Consider the following 24200-nt stretch of genomic DNA (forward strand, 5'->3'; position numbering starts at 1 on the left):
AAAGGGGTTTGGCAGGGCCTCGGCTGCGGCGCGACAATAGGCGCCATCCCCATTTGCTGGCGCACCGCATGTCTTCGTATTTTCGTCCCAGTGTCTGTCCGCACGATTGCCCCAGCGTCTGCGCCCTCAACGTCGAGATCACCGCCGAGCGCCGTATCGGCCGCCTGCGCGGTGCCGCGCAGCCCTATACCGACGGCGTGATCTGCGCCAAGGTGGCGCGCTACGCCGAGCGGAGCAACCATCCGCAGCGCCTGACCCTGCCCCTGCTGCGGGTCGGCGCCAAGGGCAGCGGCCAGTTTGCGCCGATTGGCTGGGATGAAGCACTCGACCTGCTGGCCGGGCGGCTGCAACAGGCTATCGACCGCCACGGCCCGGAAACGGTCTGGCCTTACCACTATGCCGGCACGATGGGCTTCGTCCAGCGCGGCGCCATTCGCCGGCTCGGCCATCTGGCCGGCTGGTCGCGGCAGCGCGAGACTTTCTGCGTCGCCCTGTCCGATGCCGGCTGGCTGGCTGGCGTCGGCGCCAAGCGCGGCGTCGATCCACGTGAAATGCTCGAATCCGAACTGATTGTCATCTGGGGCGGCAACCCGGTGCACACCCAGGTCAATTTCATGCACTGGGTGCAGAAGGCTCGGCGCGAGCGCGATGTGCCGTTGGTCGTGATCGATCCCTACCGGACGGCAACGGCCGCCAAGGCCGACCTGCACCTGGCGTTGAAGCCGGGCACCGATGGCGCGCTGGCTTGCGCGTTGATGCACGTTTTATTGGCCGAAAACCTCGTCGACCGCAGCTATCTGGCCCGCCTGAGCGATTTCTCGCCGGCCGTCGAGGCCCACCTGGCCAGCCGGACGCCGGCCTGGGCGGCCGAGATCACTGGGCTGTCGGTCGAGGAAATAACCCGCTTTGCCCGCCTTTACGGTTCGACCGGGCGCAGCTACCTGCGCCTCGGCTACGGCTTTACCCGCCAGCGCAACGGCTCGGCGGCCATGCATGCGGTCAGTTGCCTGCCGGTGTTGACCGGTGCCTGGCAGCACCGGGGTGGCGGCGCGCTGTACAGCAATGGCGGCTTGTACGGGCTGGACACGCGCCTCCTTTATGGTCTTGATGCCAGTCCGCCGCCGGCACGCCAGCTCGACATGGGACGCCTCGGCGCCGTGCTGGCCGGCGACCGGCGCGACATCGGCGATGGCCCGCCGGTCAGCGCCATGCTGATCCAGAGCACCAATCCGGCCGTGGTCGCACCCGACAGCCGGCGCGTTCGCCAGGGCCTGCTGCGCGAGGATCTCTTCGTCTGCGTCCATGAACAGTTCATGACCGAGACGGCGCAACTGGCCGACCTCGTGCTGCCGGCGACGACCTTCGTCGAACACGATGATCTCTACCAGGCCTCCGGCCACAGCTTCCTGCAGGCGTCGCGGGCGCTCGTCCCGGCCCTCGGCGAATGCCGCTCCAACCACGACTTCATTGGCCAGCTAGCAAAACGCCTGGGCATCGAGCACCCGGCATTCGCACTGAGCGAATGGCAGGTGGTCGATAGCGTACTGCGCGCTTCCGGCAAGCCCGGGGCGGACGAACTGTTGGCGGCTGGCTGGCTCGATTGCGCCCAGCCTTTCGAGCAGGCGCATTTTCTCGACGGCTTCGGCCACCCGGACGGGCGCTTCCGCTTCGTGCCGGACTGGGCGCAGCGCGGCGAAGGGCATGCCGCGATGCCGGCTTTCCCCGACCACCAGGCCGTCATCGACACGCCGACCGCGGCCCAGCCTTTCCGGCTGGTTGCCGCACCGGCCCGCCATTTCCTGAATACGACCTTTACCGAGACGGCAAGCTCGCGCGATGGCGAGGGGCGGCCGACCGTGCTGATCCACCGCGATACCTGCGCCCGCCTGGGCATCGCCGAGGGCGATGTCGTTCGCCTCGGCAATGCGCAGGGCAGCGTCGCCCTGCATGCCAGGCCGGTCGCCGGCCTGCAGCCGGAGACCGTGGTCGTCGAAAGCCAGTGGCCGAACGCAGCCTTCATCGAGGGCATCGGCATCAACGCTCTGGTCAGCGCCGAACCGGGTTGGCCGGCAGCCGGGGTGGCCTATCACGACACCGCGGTCTGGCTCGAGCGTGTCGGCTAGAACGCCGCAAGTCCTGGCGCTCGGCCTGGTCCAGACCGTTGCCTGGGCTTCGTCGACCTACCTGCCGGCACTGCTCGCCCGACCGCTGGCCGCCGAACTGGGTTTCGATTCCGCGCTGGTCTTCGCTGCCTTTTCGGTTGCGCTGCTGCTGATGGCGGCGCTGGGGCCGGCCGTCGGGCGGCACATCGACCGGCGCGGCGGGCAGGGCGTGCTCTGCCTTTCCAGCCTGATCCTGGCCGCCGGTCTCGGCCTGCTCGGCATGGCTGACAGTCTGGCCGGGGTATTCGCGGCCTGGGCACTGATCGGCGTCGGCATGGCCCTTGGCCTCTACGATGCAGCCTTTGCCGCACTGGTCCGCGAGCATGGCTTGGCGGCCCGCCTGCCGATCACCGGCATCACACTGCTCGGCGGCTTTGCCAGCACCATCGGCTGGCCGTTGACCGCCTGGCTGGTCGCTCACTGGGATTGGCGGACGGCCTGTCTGGCCTGGGCCGGCGCCAACCTGCTGCTGGCCTTGCCGCTAAATTACCGGTTCATGCCGTCCGCCCTGCGGTTGGCGGCAAAGGCTGGCGGCGCCTCGCCGGCCGGAACCGGACAGGCGCCGCCGGTCGCCAACCGGCGCAATTTCCTGGCGCTGCTCGTCTTCGGGGCGGCGACGGCCTTCGTCACCTCGGCGATGGCCGCCCATCTGCCTGGCCTGTTGCTGGCCAGCGGCCTGCCGCTCACCGTCGCCATTGCTGCGGCAGCCCTCGTCGGCCCGGCCCAGGTGGCGGCCCGGCTGGCCGAGCTGGTCGCCGCCCACAAATTGCGGACAAATCCACTGTCCACCGCACGACTGGCGACCGCCCTGCATCCGCTGGGCGGGCTCGGCCTGCTGCTGCTTGGCGGCCCGCCCGGGGCGGTGGCTCTGGCGCTGCTGCACGGTGCCGGCAACGGCATGATCACCATCGCCAAGGGGACGCTACCGCTGTTCCTCTTCGGGCCGGCCGGCTACGGGCTGTTGCAGGGCCGACTGGCCGTCGCCCAGCGCTTGACGCAGGCTGCGGCGCCTTTCCTGTTAGCACTGCTGCTCGAAGCCGGCGGCGCCGTCCGCGGCATCGCCTTGTCGTTTGCCGTCTCGCTGCTCGCCCTGACGGCGCTGTTCTTCATTCGCACCGCGCCGGAATGAGCTTTTCCAGCCGGGCAGGATAAGGACATGGCGGGCCGGCCGATGTCGATATCGGCAAACAATCGTTGTCGCCGGGGCGCAGCCTCCTAAACTGAAAACGCGGTTTTTCATTCATTGTCTTTTCAGGAGAACTATCCATGAGTGCTGCGTCTGAAGATCGGTTGGCCGGGTATGGCGCCTTGTTGCTGCGCCTGACGCTGGGTGGCGTGCTGTTGTCGCATGGCCTGCTCAAGCTGCTCGGTTTTTCCTTGCCGGGAACGGTGGATTTTTTCGCTTCGCTCGGCTTCCCCGGCTATCTGGCCTACCCGGTGGTGGCCGGTGAAATCGGTGGCGGCCTGCTGCTGATCCTCGGCGTCTTGTCACGATGGGTGGCGCTGGCCGTCCTGCCCATCCTGTTCGGGGCGCTGTGGGTGCATGCTGGCAATGGCTGGCTGTTTTCGTCGAACGGTGGCGGCTGGGAGTTTCCGCTCGTTCTGGTGCTGATCGCCGTCAGCCAGTCGCTGCTCGGCAATGGGGCCTATGCCTTGCGCTTGCCGGAAAAATGGCAATGGCGACGCGGGCCGCAACAGCTGCTGGCGGCTTGATGGCGCCAGTCGGTAATGAGACCCCGCTGCGGCGGGGTCTTTTTTTATGGGGCGCGGCCATATATCAAATGCAGGATTAATTCGTTTCGCCGGCTGCGTCGGCGCTGAAAAATGTGCCTCCCAACCATTTTTATCGGAACACCATGAAACGCTTCAATCAGATTCGCCGCTCCGTCGTCCTCGCCCTGGCCAGCCTGTCGGTTTTCGCCGCAACGGCCAACGCGGCAGATCCCGTGGTCCTGCGCATCGGCGACCAGAACTACTACAACATCCGTGCTTCGCTCGAACTCTCCAAGGCCCTCGAAGGCGCGCCCTACAAGGTCGAATGGGCGCCGTTCCAGGCGGCCGCGCCGCTCGCCGAGGCGCTCAACGCCGGGGCCATCGACATCGGTTTCCTCGGCGATTCGGGCTTCCTGTTCCTCGCCGCCAAGAGTTCGAATGCCAAGCTGATCGGCATCACTCGCCAGAACCAGAAAACAGTCGGCCTGCTGGTGCCGAAGGAATCCACTGCGAAGAGCATTGCCGACCTCAAGGGCAAGAAGGTCGCCTACTGGCCGGGTGCCTGGAGCCAGCAACTGGCGCTGGGGGCCCTCGACAAGGCGGGCCTGCCGAGCAACCACGTCGATTTCGTCAAGCTGATGCCGCTCGATGCCGCCAATGCCTTGCCGACCGGCAGCATCGACGCCTTTCCGGTCTGGGAACCCTACATCTCGCAGCAAGTGGTGAAAAACGGCGCCCGCGTGCTGTTCACCGCAGAAGGCATCATTCCGGCGCAAAGCGCCATCGCGGCCAATGCTACGTCCGTCGCCGAGAAACGTGCAGCGATCGAGGACTTCCTGCTGCGCCTGAAGAAGGCGCGGGCCTGGGTCGAGGCCAACATCGACACCTACGCCGACGCCTGGGCCGCCCGTGCCGCGCTCGACCGCGAAGTGTCCCGTCACTGGCTCGGCCAGGCCAAACTCACCGTCGTCCCGGTCGACGCCAAGGCGACGGCCGACCTGCAGGTAACCGCGGATTTCCTGCACAAGGTGAACGTGCTGCCGGTGGCGCTCGATGTGCGCAAGGTGATCGACACCTCGTTTAACGGGACGCTGGTCCGTTAAACGAGCTTGCCGGAGGCTGTCTCAAGGCCAGGAACCCTGCTGCGGCAGGGCTCCTGGCTATTTTTCTGGCCCCTTGGTGAGGCTATCCAGCCCGATTCAGCTCGCCACAACCTCAAGCTTATTTAATTAGACGAGCCGCCGCATAAGCTTCTAAGGGATTCGTCGTTAGTCAGGGCCGGGCTGGTCCGCATAATTTCCCCATCGCATCCATTCAATGAGGAATACATCATGACCATCCAGTCCATCAACGCCCGCAACCAGTTCAAGGGCAAGATCAAGGAAATCATCGAAGGGCCGGTCGTTTCGGAAGTCGATGTCGATACGCCTTTCGGCATCGTCACCTCGGTGATCACGACGCGCTCGGTCAAGGAGCTGCAGCTCAAGGTCGGCGTCGAGGTGCTGGCGCTGGTCAAGGCGACCGAAGTTTCCATCGCAAAGCTGTAAGGGAGGCATCATGTCGATCGACAGCCAACGCCGGAAACTGCTTGCCCTGGCCGCCGCCACCGGCGCTGCCTCGCTGTTGCCGGGCTTCGCCCGCGCCGCGGAGGAGGTGACGGTGCGCATCGGTTACCAGAAATCCTCGACCCTGATCACGCTGCTCAAGGCCAACGGTACGCTGGAAAAGCGCCTGGAACCGCTGGGCGCCAAGGTCACCTGGCACGAATTCGCCTCCGGCCTGCCTTTGCTTGAAGCCCTGAACGTCGGCAGCGTCGATTTCTCGGCCGACGTCGCCGATACGGTGCCGGTTTTCGCGCTGGCAGCCGGTGCCAAACTAGCCTATGTCGCGCAGGAAGCGCCGTCGCCGACGGCGCAGAGCATCGTCGTCCGGGCCGATTCGCCGATCCGTTCGGTGGCCGATCTGAAGGGCAAGCGGGTGGCCGTCGCCAAGGCGGCCGGGGCTCATTACCTGCTGATCGCGCTGCTCGAAAAGCATGGCCTGAGCTTCAAGGATATCGAGCCGGCTTACTTGACGCCAGCCGATGGTCGCGCCGCCTTCGAGCGCGGCAGCGTCGATGCCTGGGTGATCTGGGACCCGTTCCTCGCCGCCGTCCAGCGCCAGTCGCAGGCACGCGTCCTGGCCGACGGCAAGGGCGTCGCCGATTACCAGCGCTACTACCTGGCCTCGCTCGACTTCTACAACAAGCGGGCCAACCTCGTCGCCGTCTTCTACGACGAGTTGAAGAAGGCCGGGCGCTGGGTCAAGCAGAACCCGAAGGAGGCCGCCGCCCAGCTGGCACCGGTCTGGGGCCTGGATGCCGGCACGGTCGAGGCGGCCAATGCCCGGCGCAGCTACGACGTGCGCGCAGTCAGCGCCGAGTCGCTGGTCGAACAACAAAAGATCGCCGATACCTTCCACGCGCAGGGCCTGCTACCGCGCAAGGTCGAGATCGCGGTCACCTTGTGGAAGCCGCCGGCCTGAGGCGGGCGCTTTTCCGGAGCTGAATGATGAGTCAGAAAAGCACCCTCCTGAACCGCCTGCGTGGCGCCTTGATTCCCTGGCTGCTGCCGGTCGCCATTCTGGCAGCCTGGGAAATTGCCGCCCGCGTCGGCTGGCTGTCCAGCCGCATCCTGCCCGAGCCGTTCGCGGTCCTCAAGGCCGGTGTGGCGCTGGCGGCGACGGGCGAACTGTGGCAGCACGTCAAGGTCAGTTCGCTGCGCGCGTTGACCGGGTTCGCCATCGGCGGCGGCCTCGGGCTGCTGCTCGGCCTGCTCACCGGGTCGTTCCGCAAGGTCGAGATCGCCCTCGACACCACCTTGCAGATGATCCGCAACATTCCGCCGCTGGCGCTGATCCCGCTGGTCATCCTGTGGTTCGGCATCGACGAGATGGCCAAGCTCTTCCTGATCTCGCTCGGCGTTTTCTTCTCGGTCTATATCAACACCTTCCACGGCATCCGCTCGGTCGATCCGGCGCTGATCGAGATGGGCAGGAGCTACGGCCTGACGGGCTGGTCGCTGTACCGCGAAGTCATCCTGCCCGGGGCGCTGGCCTCCATCCTGGTCGGCGTGCGCTACGCCCTCGGCTTCATGTGGGTGATCCTGATCGTCGCCGAGACCATCTCGGCCCAGGCCGGCATCGGCTACATGACGATGAATGCCCGCGAGTTCCTGCAGACCGACGTCGTGCTGCTCGGCATCCTGCTCTATGCAGTGCTCGGCAAGCTGGCCGACGTTGCCGCCCGGCTCCTCGAACGCCACTGGCTGAAGTGGAACAACTCTTACAGCGCCGCCTGATCGGAACAGACATGCAAATCGACCACCGTGAATTGAATGAAGTCCGCTCGGCCCAGGGCAAGGAGAAAGTGCAGGCGCCCGGCCTGAGCATCGGCGTCCGCCAGCTGATCAAGCGTTTCGGCGAGCGGCAGGTGCTGCACGGCCTGGATCTCGACATCGCAGCCGGCGAATTCATCGCCATCGTCGGCCGCAGCGGCTGCGGCAAGAGCACCTTGCTGCGCCTGCTGGCCGGGCTGGATACGGCGAGCAGCGGCGGCATCCTGCTCGACGGCCAGCCGGCCGAGGTGCTCAAGGACGATGTCCGGATGATGTTCCAGGACGCCCGCCTGCTGCCCTGGCGGACGGTGATCCAGAATATCGCCATCGGCCTCGACGGCTCGCAACGGGAAATTCGCGAACGGGCGCTCGAAGTGCTCGGCCAGGTCGGCCTGGCGGATCGCGCCGACGAATGGCCAAGCCGCCTGTCCGGCGGTCAGCGGCAGCGCGTCGCCCTGGCCCGGGCGCTGATCCACCGGCCGCGCCTGCTGCTGCTCGACGAACCGCTCGGCGCGCTCGATGCGCTGACCCGGATCGAGATGCAGCGCCTGATCGAAAGCATCTGGAAGCAGCACCGCTTTACGGCGCTGCTGGTTACGCACGACGTCTCGGAAGCGGTGGCGCTCGGCGACCGCATCGTGCTGGTCGAGGATGGCCGGATCACGCTCGATGAAGCGGTGGCGCTGGCCCGGCCGCGCGAGCACGGCGAAGCGCTGTTTGCGCAGCGCGAAAGCCGCGTCCTGAAACGCCTGATGACGGTCGAGGCGATCAACAACCGCAACCAGATTCGCGGCCGGATCAGCGAAATCGTCGTCGACAGCGTGCTCTCCGAAGTCCGCATCCTGACCGCCTCCGGGCTGGTCACCTCGACCGTGCTGACCCGCTCACTGAGCGAACAGCCGCTGGAAATCGGGGCCGAGGTGCTGGCCACTTTCAAGTCCAACGAGGTGGTGCTGGCGACGTGAGCGGGAACAATGCAGAAGATGTCGTCAACAGCCTGGTCGAGCGGGCGCGCCAAGCCCAGGCCGTCTTCGAGCGATGGACGCAGGGCCAGGTCGATGCTGCGGTAGACGCTGCTGCCTGGGCCATTCTCGAACCCCGGCGCAACCGGGAACTGGCCGAACTGGCGGTGCGCGATACCGGTCTCGGCGTCGTCGAGGACAAGTTCCGGAAAAATCATCGCAAGACGCTGGGCCTGCTCGGCGACCTGAAGGGCCGGCGCACGGTCGGCATCATCGCCGACGACCCGCTCAGCGGCATCACCGAGGTCGCCCGGCCGGTCGGCGTCGTCGCGGCGATCACGCCCTCGACCAACCCCGGGGCGACGCCGGCCAACAACATTATCAACGCGCTCAAGGGACGCAATGCGATCATCCTGGCGCCGTCGCCGAAGGGCGCCTCGACCTGTCGCCGGCTGCTCGAATTCGTCCATGCCGAATTGCGGAAAGTCGGGGCGCCGCTCGATCTCGTCCAGCAGTTGCCGCCACCCGGTTCGAAAAGCCTGGTCCAGGCGCTGATGCGGCAGGCCGACCTGGTCGTCGCCACCGGTTCGCAGGCCAATGTCCGCGCCGCCTACGCCAGCGGCACGCCGGCCCTTGGCGTCGGTGCCGGCAATGTCGCGGTGATCGTGACGGCGGCGGCCGACCCGGCGCTGGCGGCCGAACGCATCGCCGCCTCGAAGACCTTCGACAATGCGACCAGTTGCTCGTCAGAAAACAGCCTGGTCGTTATCGAAGCGGCCTGGCCGGCGCTGCGCGCAGCCTTGCAGGGGCAGGGCGGGGTGCTGCTCGACGCGGCGGCGAAGCGGCAACTGGCGGCCAGCCTGTTTTCCGGCGGCAAACCGGCCCCCTCGGCGGTCGCCCGTTCGGCCCCGGAAATTGCTGTTTTGGCGGGGTTGACCGGCGGAGTCTATGCAAGTGCCCGTTTCCTGCTTGTCGAGGAGCAGGGTGTCGGGCCGGAATACCCGTTCTCCGGCGAAAAATTGTCGCCGGTCCTCGCCGTCTATCGCGTGCCGGATTTCGCGGCCGCACTGCAGCAGGTCAACCGGCTCTATGAGTACCAGGGCAAGGGCCATTCGGTTGGCATCCAGGGCGGTTCGAGCGAGGAGATTCGTCGTCTGGCCGAGGAGTTGCCGGTTTGCCGGGTCATCGTCGACCAGGCGCATTGCTATGCCGTCGGCGGCGCCTTCGACAACGGCTTGCCGTTCTCGCTGTCGATGGGCTGCGGCACCTGGGGCGGCAACGGCTTTTCCGACAACCTGAACTACCGCCACTTCCTCAATATCACCCGCATCGTCCGCCCGATCCCGGCCCGTCAGCCGGCGCTCGAGACGCTGCTCGGCGATTACTGGCAGCGTTACGGCCAATGAGCATCGACACGGTTGGCGAGCTGCTCGTCCGGCAGGCGGTTCAGCAGGGCGAGCGGATTTACCTGATTGCGCCGGATTCGGGGCAGATGCTGTCCTTCGCCGGCTTGCAGGCGGCGGCTGGCCAACTGGCCGGCTTTTTCCGGGAGCGGCGGCTGCCGCCGGCCAGCCATGTCGCCTGGTTGCTGCCCAATGGCCCGCTCGCCGTCCAGCTGCTGATCGGCACCATGGCGGCCGGTCATGTCGCGACGCCGCTCAGCCTGCTCGCCCTGTGCGAGCAACTGGCCTATGTCATCGAACATTCCGGCTGTCGGCTGCTGTTTACTGTCGCCGAGCATGCCGAGCGGGTCCGCGAGGCACTGGCGCTTGTCGAGCGTGCGGTCGACCTGGTTCTGCTCGATGGGGAACTGCCCGTCGCCGCTAGCGGCACGGCCGCCGTGGCGCCGAGCCAGCACAGTCCGGCCCTGCTGATGTACACGTCGGGAACGACCGGGCGTCCGAAAGGCGTGCTGCTGACGCACGGCAACGTGCTGGCCGGGGCACGCCTGGTCAGCGAGGCGCATCAGCTCGGCCCGGCCGACCGGGTGCTGGCCGTGTTGCCGATGTACCACATCAATGCGCAGATCGTGACCGCACTGGCCCCCTTGTGGCACGGCGGCAGCCTGGTCATGCCGCAGCGCTTCAGCGTCGGCGCCTTCTGGCCGCAGGCGGCGGCCTTCGCCTGTACCTGGCTCAACCTGGTGCCGACCATGCTCGCCTACCTGCTGGCCGATCCGGCGCCAGCGAGCGTGCCGGCCGGCCTCCGCTTCTGCCGCTCGGCCTCGGCGCCGTTGCCGGTGCAGCATCTGCGGGCTTTCGAAGCGCGCTTCGGGATCGGCGTCATCGAAACCATGGGCCTGACCGAGACGGCGGCGCCGATTTTCACCAACCCGCTGGCCGCCGCCTGGCGCAAGGCGGGCAGCCCTGGTCAGGCTTTCGGTTGCGAGGCGCGGACGGTCGACCCGGCGACCGGGGCAGTTCTGGCCGATGGCCAGCCCGGCGAAATCCAGGTTCGCGGCCCGAACGTGATGGCCGGCTACCTGCTGGCGCCGGAAGAAACGGCCCGCGCTTTCGCGGCCGACGGCTGGCTGCGCACCGGCGACCTCGGCTACCGCGACGCCGACGGCTTCTATTTCATCACCGGCCGCCTCAAGGAGCTGATCATCAAGGGCGGCGAAAACATCGCGCCGCGCGAAATCGACGAAGTACTGCTCGCTCATCCGGCGGTGCTGGAAGCGGCGGTGACCGGCATTCCGGACGCCCTTTACGGCCAGGAAATCCTCGCCGGCATCGTGCTACGCGACGGCAGCCGCTGGGATGAAACGATGCTGCGGGATTTCTGCCGGCAGCGTCTCGGCCGCTTCAAGACGCCGCGCTATTTCGTCCGGCTCGAAGAACTGCCCAAGGGGCCGTCCGGCAAGGTGCAGCGCCTGAAAATCGGGGCCACAGTTAAATCGACGGACTAGGGGAAAGCATCGGGAAGCAGCGCTGGCGCCCCCCGCAGGCCGCGCGAACGTTTATTACCCCGCATCGTCTTACGATAGAACTCGTTCGTTTTCTGGGAATTGCCCAATGAATCATGTTTCACTGCTGACCCTGCCTGCCTTGTGCCTGGCTCTGGCCGCCTGTTCCAGCCCGCCGCCGGCACCGGAAGCGGGCGTTCTGGACCCAGCCCCGCAGATTTCGCATCGCAATGGCCAGCTTGACCTCGCCCTGGCCAGTGGCAATTACAATTGCGAGCTCGGCAAGAGCGTCAAGATCGAACGTGAATACCGGGAAAAGGTCAATTACAGCATCCTGCTCGGCTGGAATGGCAAGAATTACCAGTTGGAGCGCGATCCCTCATCGTCCGGGCTGCCGCGCTTCAAGGACAAGGCTGGCAAGATGATCTGGGTCGATCTGCCGTGGAAGGGCCTGCTGCTGGATGGCAAGACCAGCAAGCCCCTGGCCAACGATTGCCATTTGCCGGGTACTGCGCCACAGCCAGCCGAACGGCGAGCCGGACAGCTCGCCGTTGGTTTATCCGGGCCGGATCTTATTTCTGCGGCCCGTGGCCGATGAAGGCCGAGACCCGTTCGCCCCAGCGCTCGAAGGGGTAGTAGTCCCAGACCGCGTGGTGCTGGGTGGCCCAGTTGTCCCAGAAGAGCAGGGTGTTCGGTTGCCAGTGGATACGGGTCTGGAAGGACAGGTGCTTTTCGACGTGGCGGAAGAGCAGTTGCAGCAGGGCGTCGCTTTCGGCCCGGGTGAGCTGGACGATGTGCGAGGTGAATGCGGCATTGACGAAGAGGAACTTGCGGCCGGTCACTGGGTGGCGCGCGACGACCGGGTGCTCCGTCGCCGGAAATTCCTGGCCGGCTTCCGGCTTCGAGCCATACCCGTTGCTCCAGCCTTCCTGGCCGTCATGGACGGCGGTCAGGCCGTCGAGCAGGGCCTTGATCGGGTCGGACAGCGATTCGTAGGCGAGATGCAGATTGGCGAAGGCGGTATCGCCGCCGCCGATTTCCGGTAGCCGAGTGACGCGCAGGAAGGAGCCCCAGATCGGCTCGGCGTCGCAGGAAACGTCGTTGTGCCAGGCATCGCCGGCGGTGAAGCGCGAGGACTTGCCGGTGCGCCAGGCCAGTACTTCCGGGTCGCGTTCGGCCGCGTTCCAGGCCTTGTCGGCGCCGAGCAGATGGCGGTGCAGGGTGCCGAAATGGCGGGCAAAGCGCTTGTGCTGTTCGCCGTCGATTTCCTGATTGCGGAAGACGAGGACCAGATTGTCGGCGATGGCGGCGCGTATTTCGGCCAGTTGCTCCGGCGTTACGTCCTGGCGCAGGTCGATGCCGGAAACCTCGGCACCGAGGGCCGGCGAGATCGGCGTCACTTCGATATGCCGGTAAAACGGCCGTGGCCGGCTGTTCCACTGCTCGAAAGCGAGCTTGTCGTTGTAGTCCTGATAAAAACTCATGTTGTTCTCCCTGAGATGAAAGCCCGGCCGGCCCGGTTTTTGTCGGCCGCCCGGGGTACGGCAAAAGGCTTACCTGATGGCCAGCGTCGCGTCCTTGACGACGATCGCCTTCGGGATCAGCTTCAGCTCGAAGAAGGTGTCGCCGAGCTTCTGCTGGGCCTCGATTACCGACGGGCTGATCGGTTTGACGAGATTGCTGTAGTTGCGGATCGTCTGCTCGACGACCTGCGGATCGAGACCTTGCAGCGGCGCCAGCTTGGCGGCCGCCGGCTTGTAGTTGCCGTTGATCCACTGACCGGTCTGCTGCAGCACCTCGAACAGGTCCTTGATGACATCCGAGCGCTGGCTGGCGAACTGCCGTTCGGCCAGGAAAAAGGCGTAGTTGTTCACGACCCCGCTGCCGTCGGCCAGGATGCGCGCGCCAATCTGCTGCTGGGCAGCTGCCGTGTAAGGGTCCCAGATCACCCAGGCATCGACGCTGCCGCGTTCGAAGGCGGCGCGGGCGTCGGCCGGCGGCAGGAAGGTCGGCTGGATGTCGCTGTATTTCAGGCCGTGTTTTTCGAGCAGCTTGACCAGCAGGTAATGCACGTTGGAGCCCTTGTTCAGCGCAATCTTCTTGCCCTTCAGATCGGCGACGCTCTTGATCGGCGAATCCTTCTGGACGATCAGCGCTTCGGCCCGCGGCGCCGTTTCCTCATGGCCGACATAGACGAAATTGGCACCGGCCGCCTGGGCGAAGATGGGCGGCGCCTCGCCGACGTAGCCGAAATCGATGGCGCCGACATTGAGTCCTTCGAGCAGTTGCGGCCCGGCCGGAAACTCGACCCACTTGACCTCGACGCCCTTGGCCGCCAGGCGCTTTTCCAGCGTGCCTTCGGCCTTGAGCAGGGTGAGCAGGCTGGCCGACTTCTGGAAGCCGATGCGCAGCAATTTCGGGTTGTATTCGGCGTGCACCGCCGGTGACAGCGAGAGGACGCTAAGGCCGAGGGCGAGACCGAGGGCTTGCTTGAGGAACTGGCGTTTCACGGGACTTCCTTTGCGGTTTGAGAGTGTCGGCAAAGTCTCCGGCAAGCCCTGTTCGGTGCGAACGACGAATTCCTTTTGAAGTTATGGCCGGGCCACTGAATAAGCATTTGCCATTTTCTTCGTTAGGAATCGGCCGCCGGCTCGCTAAGGTGTGCCGCACCGGGCGATGCCCGCTTTTCCAGCGCGACACCACAGGAGCACAACCATGGGCCTCGTCCAGAAAATCCTTTCCTCAATCAAATCGTCGGTCCGCGAACAGCTCGCGGAACCGGCCAGCACGCCAGGGAGCACTACCGTGAGCGACGACATCAAGCGCAACTACCGTTTCGAAACGCTGCAGGTCCATGCCGGCCAGCAGCCGGCGCCGGGCACCAATGCCCGCGCCGTGCCGATCTACCAGACGACGTCCTACACCTTCAACAGCGCCGACCATGGCGCCAAGCTGTTCGCGCTGAAGGAATTCGGCAACATCTACACACGGATCATGAATCCGACCACCGACGTCTTCGAGCAGCGCATCGCCGCGCTCGAAGGCGGCGTTGCCGCGGTCGCAACCAGTTCCGGCCAGGCGGCGCAGTTCCTGGCCATCACCACCATTGCCCAGGCCGGCGACAACATCGTCGCCAGCAGCCACCTGTACGGCGGCACCTACAACCAGTTCAAAGTCGCCTTGCCGCGCCTCGGCATCAACGTCAAATTCGTCGATGGCGACAGCCCGGAAGCCTTCAAGGCGGCGGTCGACGACCAAACCAAGGCAATTTACGTCGAGACCCTCGGCAACCCGAGCTTCTCGGTGCCCGATTTCGAAGCCATCGCCAAGATCGCCCACGACCACGGCATTCCGCTGATCGTCGATAACACCTTCGGCGCCGGCGGCTACATCGCCCGGCCGATCGACCACGGTGCAGACATCGTCGTCGAGTCGGCCACCAAGTGGATCGGCGGCCACGGCACCTCGGTCGGCGGCGTCGTCATCGATGCCGGCAAGTTCAACTGGGGCAACGGCAAGTTCCCGCTCTTCACCGACCCGGCGCCCGGCTACCACGGCCTCAACTTCTGGGAAGTGTTCGGCGCCGGCGGTCCCTTCGGCAATATCGCCTTCGCCATCCGCGCCCGCGTCGAAGGCTTGCGCGACATCGGTCCCAGCCTGTCGCCATTCAACGCTTTCCAGCTGATCCAGGGCATCGAGACGCTGTCACTTCGTGTCCAGCGCCATGTCGACAACGCGCTGGCACTGGCCCAGTGGCTGAAGTCGCATCCGCAGGTGGCATGGGTCGAGTACAACGGCCTGGAAGAAAGCCCCTACCATGCCAAGGCGAAGAAATACCTGCGCAACGGTTTCGGCGCGGTGCTCAACTTCGGCATCAAGGGCGGCGCCAGCGCGGCCCAGCGCTTCATCGACCACGTTGAGCTGGCCAGCCACCTGGCCAATGTCGGCGATGCCAAGACGCTGGTCATCAACCCGGCCTCGACGACGCACCAGCAGTTGTCCGAAGCCGAGCAGAAGGCGGCAGGCGTCCGGCCCGACCTGGTCCGCGTCTCGGTCGGCATCGAGCACATCGACGACATCAAGGCCGATTTCGATCACGCCCTGCGTCGCTCGGCCCTCAACGCCGCGGCATGACCGCTTTCCGCATCTCGGACGGGACGCAATGGCTGGCCGCGGGCCAGCCATTTGTCCTTGAGTCGGGCGTCGAACTGGCCGGCGTCAAGATCGCCTTCCGGACCTGGGGCCGGCTAAACGCGGCCGGCGACAATGCGGTCATCGTCTGCCATGCGCTGACCGGTTCGGCCGATGCCGACGACTGGTGGGCGGCGCTGTTCGGGCCGGGCCGGGTGCTCGATCCGGACAAGTATTTCATCGTCTGCAGCAATGTGCTGGGCGGTTGCTACGGCACGACCGGGCCGGCCAGCATCGCGCCGGACGGCAAGCGCTGGGGGGCCCGTTTTCCGGCCATCACGGTGCGCGACCAGGTCCGGCTGCAGATGCAACTGGCCGACAGGCTCGGCATTCGCGGCATCCGTTTCGTCATTGGTGGCTCGATGGGCGGCCTGCAGGCGCTCGAATGGGCGCTGCTCGATCCGGCGCGGGTCGGGGCCGTGGTCAGCATCGCCGCCAGCGGCCGCCATTCGGCCTGGTGTGCCGCCTGGAGCGAGGCGCAGCGCCTGGCCCTGGCGGCCGATCCGCTGTTCGCCGAGGGCCACTACGAGCCGGCCCGGCCGCCGCGCCGGGGGCTGGCCGCGGCGCGGGCGGTGGCCATGGTGACCTATCGCAGTCCGCCGTCGCTGGCCGTCCGTTTCGGCCGGGCTTCCGGGCGCGAAATCTTCGCCGGCCGGGCAGCAGCGCCCGACGAACTGGCCATTCGCGGCTGGTTGCGCCACCACGGCCAGGCGCTCGGCGAGCGTTTCGACGCCAACTGCTACCTGCGCCTGCTCGACGCGATGGACAGCCACGACTTGGGCCGCAACCGCGGCCTCTACGAAAACGTGCTGCAGCAGATCCGGCAGCCGGTGCTGGTTGGCTCGGTAATCACCGACGCCCTCTATGTGCCCGAGGAACAGGCCAACCTGGCGTTCCTGCTGCCGCGCGGCGAACTGTTCGAGATCGATTCGGAACACGGTCACGATGGTTTCCTGATCGACTCGGCCAGTTTCGAGCCGCGCATCCGGCGTTTCGTCGACCGTTTGCCGGCTGGTGAAGCGGCGGAACCGGCTCGCCAGTCAGGCGACGAGGAAGCAAGCAGGGCGGTGGCGCCGCCCCTCAAGTTTGCCTGGTAAGGCGGCTCAGGCCGCAATGCATTTTAGTTAAGCGTCATTCCCGCGAAAGCGGGAATCCAGGAGCCAGACGTTGCCTGGGTTCCCGCCTTCGCGGGAACGACAAATCCAAAAATCATTGCCTTAGTTGAGCGGTTTTCGGGCTCAGGCCGCGCTGGTGCAGAGCAGGGTGGCTTCGCCTTCGACAACGACGGTGTCGCCAACCCGGCAGATGGTTTCGACCACGGCCCGCCGTTTCTCGACCAGCACTTCCTTGATCGTCGCGGTGGCGACGACGGTATCGCCGGGCCGCACCGGCGCCTTGAATTTCAGCGTCTGCCCGAGGTAGACCGTGCCGGGCCCGGGCAGCTTGTTGGCGAGGACGGCCGAAATGAAGCCGGCGGTCAGCATGCCGTGCGCGATGCGTCCCTTGAAGGCGGTGGTCTGCGCGAAGGCTTCGTTGAGGTGTACCGGGTTGATGTCGGTCGACACCCCGGCGTAGAGAATGATGTCGGCCTCGGTCACCGTCTTGGCGACGCTGGCCGTCTGGCCCGCTTGCAGGTCCTGGATGTCGTATCCGCCTTGTGAATTCATGTTCTGTCCTTGTCGTAAGTGGGTTGGTGGTTGCTGCCTGAGCGACGCATGCTAGTCAGCCGGCGCCACCCTGCGAACGACGTATTTCTGCGTTGCTTATCAGGAATCCTTCGCTGCGCCGGGGCGGCGAATCCTGATAAGGACCAATGGCGGCGAGGCGTTTCCTTATACGAACGATGTCGTTCGCCGCTGCGTGAACAGCCGTTACATTGAGCCCGTGGTCGCTTCGCGGCGCTCACGTCTCTCTCCATCAACGCCCTGCGTTTTCAGCCCGTCACTGGTGTGACGGGCTGTTTTTTGTCCGTAGTCCGTGTTTTTTTGTTGTGCAGCGCAGGGCTATGACGGCATAAATGTATTGCTGTCGTCGTTTGCCGCATTTCGGCCATGAGCAGCCGTTCGAACTAATTGGCCCATAGTGGTCGTTCATCCTGCCTGATTGCTCGATTGAGGTGCCCCCCGTAATCAGTGCCACTGGCGATTTAGTAAAGTCCGTTTTCGAGAAGGAGAATGGACTTGAAGAAGCGGTTTTCAGAAGAGCAGATCATCGGTTTTTTGCAGCAGGCCGAGGCTGGCGTAGCGATCAAGGAACTGTGCCGGCAACACGGCTTCAGTGATGCCTCGTTCTACAACTGGCGGGCGAAATTCGGCGGGATGTCAGTTCCGGATGCAAAGCGCCTGAAGGAGCTAGAAGCAGAGAATGCCAAGCTCAAACGCCTACTGGCCGAATCGATCCTCGATGCCGAGGCGCTCAAGGCAGCATGAGGCCGAAAGCGCTGAGCCCCCAGCAAAAGCGTGAGGCAGTCATGGTGATGCGGGAAGCGACAGTGATTTCCGAACGCCGTGCCTGCCAGCTGGTGGGGTTGTCACGCACGGTCCTGCATTACGAGTCCAAGGCGCAACCAGAGAACGAGCAGTTGAAAGCCCGACTGGTCGAACTGGCCGGCGAGCGTCGCCGGTTCGGTTATCGCCGCTTGCATGCTCTGGTTCGGCGAGAAGGTGTTCAGGCCAATCACAAGCGGATTTATCGGCTCTACAGCGATGCCGGTCTCTCCGTTCGTCGTCGCAAGCGGCGGCATGGTGTGGCAGTCGAACGTCAGGCCTTGGAACGTCCCACCGGGCCGAACCAAGTCTGGTCGATGGATTTTGTTAGTGATGCCCTAGCCAATGGTCGCCGGATCAAGGTGCTGACCATCGTCGATGACTTCAGTAAGGAGGCCATTGATCTCGCGGTCGACTTCGGAATTTCAGGACATTACGTGACGCGCGTCCTCGACCAGGCGGCTCGCTTCCGGGGCTACCCCAAGGCTATTCGAACCGACCAGGGGCCGGAATTTACCGGCAAGGCGCTTGACCAGTGGGCCTGCCAGCATGGCGTTCAGCTCAAGCTGATTCAGGCTGGCAAACCCACGCAGAACGCGTTCATCGAGAGCTTCAATGGACGCTTCCGGGATGAATGCCTGAATGACCACTGGTTTACGAGCTTGCAGCAGGCTCGTATCCTGATCGCCGCCTGGCGCCGAGACTACAACCAGCATCGGCCGCACAGCGCATTGAACTATCAAACCCCGGCAGAATTCGCGGCCGAGCATCGGGCAACTACTTCCGCCCAGCCAGCCGCCGAAGAATGTCTTTAACGGTGCAACCCAAGGACTTTTACTAAAACGACCTTGGCACTAAAACCGGGGGCACCTCACCCCGTTTGCTAAAGTCGATTAGGTTTAGCTCCAGAGCGGCTGGGAGCTGTCAGGTCTCTGCTTTGGTGAACGTTGGCACCTGCCCGTTGCTTTTTGGCATAATGCCGAGTGGGTATAATTGATATATGAGGAAACGCGACCTTACAAAGACCTGAAAAAATAGGCATCAGAATAATTGGCAAAATCCTTTCGAGGTCGACATTCTATCCATCATTGAGCGGTCCCATTAGTCTCTTTTTAATATACTTAACTTCGATCCCCAAGCCTATCCAATAATCACGAAAACTAATAACCTATTACATATCAATGGCGATTACCGAAAAGTCTATAAAGTTGTTATGGTCAAACGCTGCTGGACGATGCTCGTTCCCAGGATGCGAAAAACGGCTGACCGTTGAAAGGGCTGCAGAGTCAGCCCCCCATACCTTGGGCGAAATGGCTCACATCAAAGGAAAAGAAGCTGGCTCAAATCGGCATGATTTAACCCAAACAGATAAAGAGCGAGATGGCTACGAGAACCTAATACTCTTGTGTCCGAATCACCACACAGAAATAGACAAGCCAGAAAACGAGGCGAAATACTTAACTGCCTGGCTGCTAGAAGCCAAAAATCTCCATGAGCAACAAATATTGGCAGCGCTGATGCCTAAGGCAATTAACTTTCTGGATGACCTAAAGGATGCCATAGCCATTCTCTTAGCAGAAAATCGTCAGGCGTGGGGAAAATACGGGCCGACCTCTGAGCTTGCCCAAAAGAACCCGCACAGTAATGAAATTAGCGAGGTTTGGAAGTCAGAGCGACTATCAACAATCGTCCCAAACAATAGAGTCATCGCCAAATTATTAAATCAGCACAGAACGATGTTTGGTCGAGGTAGGCAAGATATCGTCAGCAAATTTCTATCACATACCAATAGCTATGAAAGGTGGGTCCAAGACGAGGTGCCCTACCAAGCAGTGGAAAGATTCCCGATTGATTTTGAGATTTTAATTAAAGAGTAGCCAATGCCAGCACATAACAGCGAATACCCATGGCTTAGTTATTACGGCCATTACAACTTTTTTGAGAGGCGAATGAAAGACCACGATAAAGTGGCCAGACTAACTGCAGCTGATACCGGTCTGTACGACGTGTATTTGAATGATGGACGAGTTCTAAGGGTTTTTGTCTGCGAATGCTACTCATTTGGCGGCGCCGAGTATTATGAGACGACACAAAAATTAGGCGCAGTTGATGCGGTAGTAATCAACTCTAATTGGTGTGGGTATTCATTTGAATTGAAGATTGCGTGCCAAAAAGAAAAGGTCGGGGTATTTGATATTAGCGGATTTATGTCCGCAATAAATTTAAAAAGACACTGGGAATTCATGACGGAAGCGGAGCGGGAGCGCCTCAAAAAATGAGTTGCCACAACAAACCCATTCAAGTGTATGGATTTGGTTCGTTTTTTGATGGAAGCCTAAGTTATGGCGACATCGACTTGCTGATAGTTCACGAAAATCTGTCTGCCGTGTCTTGCCGCAGTGCGATTATGTGCAAAAGTGAAATAATTAATCTGTACCCATGTGCGCATATCACTATTCTTTCAGTGCAGGAAGAGGAATCAATTTCGTTCATAGCGAAAAGCAAGGCAACAGCACTTGGTTCTATTTGCCTAGAAACTTTAGATGTTGACATTGAAATAATTGCCTGCGCGATCAATAGCGCAAATGCGAAACGAGTCAAGATATCTGGTGTGCAGCGAATTCCTGTGCAGCAGATTCCCGAGTGGGACATTCCTACTGGACATCGACGAGACCTATAGCGACCAACGAGGGAAACGACTAGATGATCAGCATAAAAGCGAACTGAGCCGCTCACCGGTTTTATGTGAGCCAGGAGAGGGAATCCGTTTGGTGCAAAGCATCATGCTTTTTTGCGATCGGCCACAGATTACGGATTCCCCTTTTTTATCCGGCTTTCAGATCACGAAAAAGCCGTGCGTGCCGTCGCGGCCGAGTTGCTCGACCAGGCCGAATTCCCAGTCGAGATAGCCTTGCATGGCGTCGCGCGGGTTGTCGGTGCCCTCGTAAGGCCGGCGGTAGCGGTCGGTCGGCGTCGAGGCGAGGCGGGTCGGGCCGCTTTCCAGCGGCAGGCCGGCCTTCTGCCAGGCCTGGGTACCGCCCTCGAGGACCTGCACCGGGGCATCGACCAGGCTTGCCAGTTCGGCCGCGGCAAACACTGCTAGCTGGCTGGTGGCGCAGGTCAGCACGTAGCGTTCGGCCGGCGGGATGTTGCCGAGCGCTTCCGCCAGCCGCGAGCGCTGGACAAACCAGGCGCCGGGCAGGTGGCCGCGCACGTAGTTGGCGTGCAGCGTCAGGTCGAGCGCAGCGGTGTGGCCAGCATCGAGGGCCTTGGCCAATTCTGCCGGTGAAATGAAGTCGACCGCCGGCGTCGGCGGCAGGGGGGCCTGCCAGGCGCCGCTTTCGCTCAGATCGGCCGGCACCAGGCCATCGACGACGAGCACCTCCCAGCCCATCTGGGCCAGCCACGATGCGCTCATATTGGCCCGCACCCCGTCGCTGTCGGCCAGCACCAGGCGGGCGCCGCGCACCGGGGCGACCATCTCGGTTTCCTGGACCAACTGACCGCCCGGCACCGAGCGGAAGCCGGGCAGGTGGCCGGCGGTGTACTCTTCCGGCGTGCGGACATCGAAGAAATAGGTGGTGCGCCCAGTCTGGCGGCGCCATTCGGCGAGTGCCCCAAGCGTTGTCTGCTTGACGCCGGCGCGGTCGGCGACGGCCCGGGCGGCGGCCGCCGATTTTTGCCTAGTTTCGGCGTCGGCCGCCGGAAACAGCCGATTCTGGCCCTGTTCGAGCGCTTGCCCGGCCAGCGTCCAGCCGATCGTGCCGTTGCGCAGCGCGGCGACCGGATTGGGCAGGCCGGCGTTGATCAGCGACTGCGTGCCGATGATGCTGCGCGTGCGGCCGGCGCAATTGACGATGACCTGGGTGGTCGGATTCGGGGCGAGGGTGGGGACGCGCAGCACCAGTTCGGCACCGGGCACGCTGGTCGCGGTCGGAATGCTCATCGTCCGGTATTCGTCGACGCGGCGGGCATCGACGATGACCACATCGGCCTGGGCATCGATCAGCGCCTGGACTTCCTCGGCCGAGAAGGACGGGGTGTGGCGTATCGACTCGACCAGTTCGCCAAAGGCCTTGCTCGGCACGTTGACGTCGCGGAACAGCTCGCCGTCCGCCGCCGCCCAGCCGGCAACGCCGCCGGCGAAGGTGGCGACGTCGCTGTAGCCGAGTTCGATCAGCTTCTGGGCGGCCCGTTCGGCATCGCCCTCGCCGTCATCGAGGGTGACGATGGCGACATCGCGGCGCGGCAGCTTGGCGTAGGCATTGGTTTCGATGCGCGCCAGCGGGAAATTGGCGGCAAAGAGCGGGTGCGCCTGGGCGTGCGGATCTTCCTCGCGGACATCGAGCAGCGCGATTTCGCGCTTGGCGAGCAGCGCGCTGCGGATTTCTTCATAGGTGGCCCGACGAATGGTGCCCATCTTCAGCTCCACAGGTTGGGCACGACCGCGCTGGCGTAGCCGGAGACCAAGGATTTGGCGGCGCCGGTTTGCGGATCGAAGACATGGCGGTCGATGCGGCCAATATTGCGCCCGTAGACGTGGATGCTGATCGACGGCTGGTCGGCCAGGTCGTTGGCGACTTCGTGCACATCGCCGATGGTGGGCGAAACCACCGTCGTCTGGCCGGGCAGCAGCAGGCTGCTGCCGCTTGCCTGGTAGCTGCCGTCCGCCTGCTTTTCATAGGCCGTTTCGCGTTCGCGGCCGCGCAGGCCGCCGACCAGCCCCCAGGTCAAATGGTCGTGCACCGGCGTTTTCTGGCCCGGGCCCCAGACGAAGCTGACAACCGACAGGCGGTCGAGCGGATCGGCGTAGAGCAGGTACTGCTGGTAATACTGCGGATGCGGCCGGGCGAATTGCTCGGGCAGCCAGTCGTCGGTTGCCACCAGTTCGGCGAGCAGCTTCTCGCCGTGGGCGAGGATGAGTTCCTCGTTCGGATTGCTGTCCAGCAGGCGGGTGATGCCCTGGACGAAATCAAGCAGTTTGCTGTGACTCATGCGTTTTCTCTTATGAATGTGCGGCATTGCCGCTCCATTCACGCTAACAAGCCGCTAGAGCGTGGGCAAAGACGGATTCCATATTTGCTAATCATGTCGGGGGCGCCATCAAGTACGCGCCAGGCTCTTGTCTTCGCCATGGCATCGCCAATACATGCTTATCAAGGCCGGGCTTATGTCGATCGAACAATAAGCTCGTTCCGCCATCGCCGGGCGCCCGCTAGATTGAGGCTGTCATAACAACGGGGAGCACGGCATGGCTGCATTGATCGTCGGCGGTGATCGCGTCGGTACCTACAAGGATTTCCTGGTCCAGCAAGGCTACGAGCCGGTTCGCCACTGGAGCGGGCGCAAGCAGAGCGAGTGCCACCGGATGATTCCGGTCGACACCCGCGTTGTGGTGGTCATGGTGGACTACGTCAACCATGGCCTGGCCCGCAAGATTCGCCGTTCAGCCAGCGACATGGACGTGCCGGTGGTCTTCAGCCGGCGCTGCGTCGGCCAACTGAGCAGCGCCCTGGCCGGCGTCGCCACCTGAGCCGGGGCTCTGAAAACCTCCCTGGGCGGGGAGGGATTTTGCTCAGGAAAGCTGGTCGACCGCCAGGCAGGCTGCGCTGCGGCGCCGCTGATCGCGAGAGGCCGGTCATAGCGGGTAAGGGGCAATGTCCGGGGGCTGCCCGCGCCTTGGTTTCGGGTGGCTATAGCCGACAAGCTTATTTGTTCAATTGTTATAACGATCTAAATTTTTATTCGTTTTTGGCATGAATTGCCGGGCATAAATTGGCGGCTACAGACGTCAGCGCACAACTTGCGGCGACGCCGATCCCAACCCGGGCCAGCGATTCCGAATTGCGAATACTGGTCGCCAAGAATGCGAAAGGAATTTCCATGTCCGATGTCGTGCTTGATGTCCAGCAGCCTTCCCATGCCAGCCCGCCGTTCGCCGGCGAGGGGTTCGCCGCGGCCTCGCCCATCCTCGAAAAAGCCCGCCAGCGTGCCGCCGAGGAAGGCTTGCCTTATGCCGGCAGCGTCACGCCGCAGGATGCCTGGGCCTTGTTCAGCAGCGGCGAAGCCACCCTGGTCGATGTACGGACCGCCGAGGAGCGCAAATTCGTTGGCCATGTGCCGGAAACGCAGCACGTCGCCTGGATGACCGGCCTGTCGCTGTCGCGCAATCCGCGCTTTGCCAAGGAGCTGGAAGCCAAGGCCGGCAAGGACGAGGTCGTCCTGCTCCTCTGTCGCAGCGGCAAGCGCTCGGCGGCGGCCGCCGAAGCGGCGCACAAGGCCGGATTCAAGAATGTCTTCAACATCCTCGAAGGTTTCGAGGGCGATCTCGACGAACAGCAGCGACGCGGCGCCTTCAACGGCTGGCGCAATGCCGGTCTGCCGTGGATTCAGGACTGATTCATCAA

The 24200-nt window shown here is 63.6% G+C and carries 24 protein-coding genes; 19 read left to right on the forward strand and 5 right to left on the reverse strand.

Translation table 11 applies throughout. The annotated features are described in order from the left end of the window. Nucleotides 1–68: 68 nt before the first annotated feature. The 11 genes from GH663_RS06295 to GH663_RS06345 all read left to right on the forward strand — a co-directional run bounded on the left by GH663_RS06295 (nucleotide 69) and on the right by GH663_RS06345 (nucleotide 11714). Nucleotides 69–2123, forward strand: a complete 2055-nt coding sequence (locus tag GH663_RS06295; protein WP_153130788.1) for a molybdopterin-dependent oxidoreductase — start codon at nucleotides 69–71, stop codon at nucleotides 2121–2123. Continuing rightward, a complete protein-coding gene (locus GH663_RS06300; RefSeq protein ID WP_153130789.1) occupies nucleotides 2113–3291 on the forward strand; it encodes an MFS transporter in 1179 nt (392 codons plus the stop codon). Before GH663_RS06295 ends, GH663_RS06300 begins: the two co-directional genes overlap by 11 nt. Before the next feature lie 137 nt (nucleotides 3292–3428). Continuing rightward, nucleotides 3429–3875 carry a DoxX family protein gene (locus tag GH663_RS06305; protein ID WP_153130790.1) on the forward strand — a complete coding sequence of 149 codons (447 nt, stop codon included), beginning with the start codon at nucleotides 3429–3431 and terminating at the stop codon, nucleotides 3873–3875. A gap of 143 nt (nucleotides 3876–4018) precedes the next feature. Next, nucleotides 4019–4978, forward strand: coding sequence for an ABC transporter substrate-binding protein (locus GH663_RS06310; RefSeq protein ID WP_153130791.1), 960 nt, complete (start codon nucleotides 4019–4021; stop codon nucleotides 4976–4978). A 228-nt stretch (nucleotides 4979–5206) separates the two neighbouring features. After that, entirely contained in the window at nucleotides 5207–5422 is a 216-nt protein-coding gene (locus GH663_RS06315; RefSeq protein WP_153130792.1) for a TOBE domain-containing protein, read from the forward strand. A gap of 10 nt (nucleotides 5423–5432) precedes the next feature. Next, complete coding sequence (locus GH663_RS06320) at nucleotides 5433–6398, forward strand: aliphatic sulfonate ABC transporter substrate-binding protein (protein ID WP_153130793.1); 966 nt, start codon at nucleotides 5433–5435, stop codon at nucleotides 6396–6398. Between the two features lie 23 nt (nucleotides 6399–6421). After that, complete coding sequence (ssuC, locus tag GH663_RS06325) at nucleotides 6422–7213, forward strand: aliphatic sulfonate ABC transporter permease SsuC (RefSeq protein WP_153130794.1); 792 nt, start codon at nucleotides 6422–6424, stop codon at nucleotides 7211–7213. Nucleotides 7214–7224: 11 nt separating this feature from the next. Then, nucleotides 7225–8214, forward strand: a complete 990-nt coding sequence (locus GH663_RS06330; protein WP_153130795.1) for an ATP-binding cassette domain-containing protein — start codon at nucleotides 7225–7227, stop codon at nucleotides 8212–8214. Then, a complete protein-coding gene (gene sauS / locus GH663_RS06335) occupies nucleotides 8211–9617 on the forward strand; it encodes an acylating sulfoacetaldehyde dehydrogenase (protein ID WP_153130796.1) in 1407 nt (468 codons plus the stop codon). Before GH663_RS06330 ends, sauS begins: the two co-directional genes overlap by 4 nt. After that, nucleotides 9614–11119: an AMP-binding protein gene (locus GH663_RS06340; protein WP_153130797.1), complete on the forward strand. Its 1506-nt coding sequence runs from the start codon at nucleotides 9614–9616 to the stop codon at nucleotides 11117–11119. The genes sauS and GH663_RS06340 overlap by 4 nt, the downstream gene beginning before the upstream one ends. Before the next feature lie 106 nt (nucleotides 11120–11225). Then, entirely contained in the window at nucleotides 11226–11714 is a 489-nt protein-coding gene (locus GH663_RS06345; RefSeq protein WP_211371069.1) for a hypothetical protein, read from the forward strand. Here GH663_RS06345 and GH663_RS06350 read toward each other — a convergent pair. Both GH663_RS06350 and GH663_RS06355 read right to left on the reverse strand, forming a co-directional pair. After that, entirely contained in the window at nucleotides 11689–12600 is a 912-nt protein-coding gene (locus tag GH663_RS06350; protein ID WP_153130798.1) for a TauD/TfdA dioxygenase family protein, read from the reverse strand. The genes GH663_RS06345 and GH663_RS06350 overlap by 26 nt on opposite strands. A gap of 69 nt (nucleotides 12601–12669) precedes the next feature. Then, entirely contained in the window at nucleotides 12670–13626 is a 957-nt protein-coding gene (locus tag GH663_RS06355; protein WP_211371070.1) for a sulfonate ABC transporter substrate-binding protein, read from the reverse strand. 295 nt (nucleotides 13627–13921) lie between these two features. On the opposite strand from GH663_RS06355, the gene GH663_RS06360 reads away from it, so the two are divergent. Both GH663_RS06360 and metX read left to right on the forward strand, forming a co-directional pair. Continuing rightward, nucleotides 13922–15250: an O-acetylhomoserine aminocarboxypropyltransferase/cysteine synthase family protein gene (locus GH663_RS06360; protein ID WP_246181508.1), complete on the forward strand. Its 1329-nt coding sequence runs from the start codon at nucleotides 13922–13924 to the stop codon at nucleotides 15248–15250. After that, nucleotides 15247–16404 (forward strand): homoserine O-acetyltransferase MetX, encoded by a 1158-nt coding sequence (gene metX, locus GH663_RS06365; protein ID WP_153130800.1) that lies wholly within the window; start codon nucleotides 15247–15249, stop codon nucleotides 16402–16404. The genes GH663_RS06360 and metX overlap by 4 nt, the downstream gene beginning before the upstream one ends. A 141-nt stretch (nucleotides 16405–16545) precedes the next feature. Here metX and GH663_RS06370 read toward each other — a convergent pair whose 3' ends face one another. After that, nucleotides 16546–16974 (reverse strand): MaoC family dehydratase, encoded by a 429-nt coding sequence (locus GH663_RS06370; protein WP_153130801.1) that lies wholly within the window; start codon nucleotides 16972–16974, stop codon nucleotides 16546–16548. Between the two features lie 513 nt (nucleotides 16975–17487). Here GH663_RS06370 and GH663_RS06375 point away from each other — a divergent pair. From GH663_RS06375 to GH663_RS06390, 4 genes are all read left to right on the forward strand, one after another. Continuing rightward, nucleotides 17488–18608, forward strand: a protein-coding gene (locus GH663_RS06375) for an IS3 family transposase (protein WP_153130802.1) whose coding sequence is annotated in 2 segments (ribosomal slippage) — nucleotides 17488–17731 and nucleotides 17731–18608 — 1122 coding nt in all. Because the reading frame shifts where the segments join, the coding sequence is not laid out codon by codon here. Between the two features lie 366 nt (nucleotides 18609–18974). Further along, nucleotides 18975–19670: an HNH endonuclease gene (locus GH663_RS06380; protein ID WP_153130803.1), complete on the forward strand. Its 696-nt coding sequence runs from the start codon at nucleotides 18975–18977 to the stop codon at nucleotides 19668–19670. A 72-nt stretch (nucleotides 19671–19742) separates the two neighbouring features. After that, nucleotides 19743–20072 carry a hypothetical protein gene (locus tag GH663_RS06385; protein WP_211371072.1) on the forward strand — a complete coding sequence of 110 codons (330 nt, stop codon included), beginning with the start codon at nucleotides 19743–19745 and terminating at the stop codon, nucleotides 20070–20072. Beyond that, the gene (locus tag GH663_RS06390; protein WP_153130805.1) at nucleotides 20069–20473 is read left to right on the forward strand and encodes a hypothetical protein; all 405 of its coding nucleotides are present in this window, start codon (nucleotides 20069–20071) and stop codon (nucleotides 20471–20473) included. The genes GH663_RS06385 and GH663_RS06390 overlap by 4 nt, the downstream gene beginning before the upstream one ends. Nucleotides 20474–20629: 156 nt before the next feature. Here GH663_RS06390 and GH663_RS06395 read toward each other — a convergent pair whose 3' ends face one another. Next, complete coding sequence (locus tag GH663_RS06395; RefSeq protein WP_153130806.1) at nucleotides 20630–22213, reverse strand: rhodanese homology domain-containing protein; 1584 nt, start codon at nucleotides 22211–22213, stop codon at nucleotides 20630–20632. Between the two features lie 2 nt (nucleotides 22214–22215). Then, nucleotides 22216–22788 carry a cysteine dioxygenase family protein gene (locus GH663_RS06400; protein ID WP_153130807.1) on the reverse strand — a complete coding sequence of 191 codons (573 nt, stop codon included), beginning with the start codon at nucleotides 22786–22788 and terminating at the stop codon, nucleotides 22216–22218. 256 nt (nucleotides 22789–23044) lie between these two features. On the opposite strand from GH663_RS06400, the gene GH663_RS06405 reads away from it, so the two are divergent. Both GH663_RS06405 and GH663_RS06410 read left to right on the forward strand, forming a co-directional pair. Further along, nucleotides 23045–23326, forward strand: a complete 282-nt coding sequence (locus GH663_RS06405) for a DUF2325 domain-containing protein (protein ID WP_153130808.1) — start codon at nucleotides 23045–23047, stop codon at nucleotides 23324–23326. Nucleotides 23327–23676: 350 nt separating this feature from the next. Further along, on the forward strand, nucleotides 23677–24192 hold the full coding sequence (locus tag GH663_RS06410; RefSeq protein WP_153130809.1) for a rhodanese-like domain-containing protein: 516 nt from the start codon (nucleotides 23677–23679) through the stop codon (nucleotides 24190–24192). Nucleotides 24193–24200 lie beyond the last annotated feature (8 nt).

Source organism: Dechloromonas hortensis (genome assembly GCF_009469765.1).
Lineage (GTDB): Bacteria > Pseudomonadota > Gammaproteobacteria > Burkholderiales > Rhodocyclaceae > Azonexus > Azonexus hortensis.

Bases quoted from the DNA above. Each gene is read 5' to 3' on its own strand.
- GH663_RS06400 (WP_153130807.1), bottom strand. From the start codon at position 22,788: ATGAGTCACAGCAAACTGCTTGATTTCGTCCAGGGCATCACCCGCCTG.
- GH663_RS06315 (WP_153130792.1), top strand. From the start codon at position 5,207: ATGACCATCCAGTCCATCAACGCCCGCAACCAGTTCAAGGGCAAGATC.
- GH663_RS06345 (WP_211371069.1), top strand. From the start codon at position 11,226: ATGAATCATGTTTCACTGCTGACCCTGCCTGCCTTGTGCCTGGCTCTG.
- metX (WP_153130800.1), top strand. From the start codon at position 15,247: ATGACCGCTTTCCGCATCTCGGACGGGACGCAATGGCTGGCCGCGGGC.
- GH663_RS06305 (WP_153130790.1), top strand. From the start codon at position 3,429: ATGAGTGCTGCGTCTGAAGATCGGTTGGCCGGGTATGGCGCCTTGTTG.
- GH663_RS06310 (WP_153130791.1), top strand. From the start codon at position 4,019: ATGAAACGCTTCAATCAGATTCGCCGCTCCGTCGTCCTCGCCCTGGCC.
- ssuC (WP_153130794.1), top strand. From the start codon at position 6,422: ATGATGAGTCAGAAAAGCACCCTCCTGAACCGCCTGCGTGGCGCCTTG.
- GH663_RS06370 (WP_153130801.1), bottom strand. From the start codon at position 16,974: ATGAATTCACAAGGCGGATACGACATCCAGGACCTGCAAGCGGGCCAG.
- GH663_RS06395 (WP_153130806.1), bottom strand. From the start codon at position 22,213: ATGGGCACCATTCGTCGGGCCACCTATGAAGAAATCCGCAGCGCGCTG.
- GH663_RS06350 (WP_153130798.1), bottom strand. From the start codon at position 12,600: ATGAGTTTTTATCAGGACTACAACGACAAGCTCGCTTTCGAGCAGTGG.
- GH663_RS06405 (WP_153130808.1), top strand. From the start codon at position 23,045: ATGGCTGCATTGATCGTCGGCGGTGATCGCGTCGGTACCTACAAGGAT.
- GH663_RS06330 (WP_153130795.1), top strand. From the start codon at position 7,225: ATGCAAATCGACCACCGTGAATTGAATGAAGTCCGCTCGGCCCAGGGC.
- GH663_RS06380 (WP_153130803.1), top strand. From the start codon at position 18,975: ATGGCGATTACCGAAAAGTCTATAAAGTTGTTATGGTCAAACGCTGCT.
- GH663_RS06385 (WP_211371072.1), top strand. From the start codon at position 19,743: ATGAAAGACCACGATAAAGTGGCCAGACTAACTGCAGCTGATACCGGT.
- GH663_RS06320 (WP_153130793.1), top strand. From the start codon at position 5,433: ATGTCGATCGACAGCCAACGCCGGAAACTGCTTGCCCTGGCCGCCGCC.
- GH663_RS06295 (WP_153130788.1), top strand. From the start codon at position 69: ATGTCTTCGTATTTTCGTCCCAGTGTCTGTCCGCACGATTGCCCCAGC.
- GH663_RS06340 (WP_153130797.1), top strand. From the start codon at position 9,614: ATGAGCATCGACACGGTTGGCGAGCTGCTCGTCCGGCAGGCGGTTCAG.
- GH663_RS06410 (WP_153130809.1), top strand. From the start codon at position 23,677: ATGTCCGATGTCGTGCTTGATGTCCAGCAGCCTTCCCATGCCAGCCCG.
- GH663_RS06390 (WP_153130805.1), top strand. From the start codon at position 20,069: ATGAGTTGCCACAACAAACCCATTCAAGTGTATGGATTTGGTTCGTTT.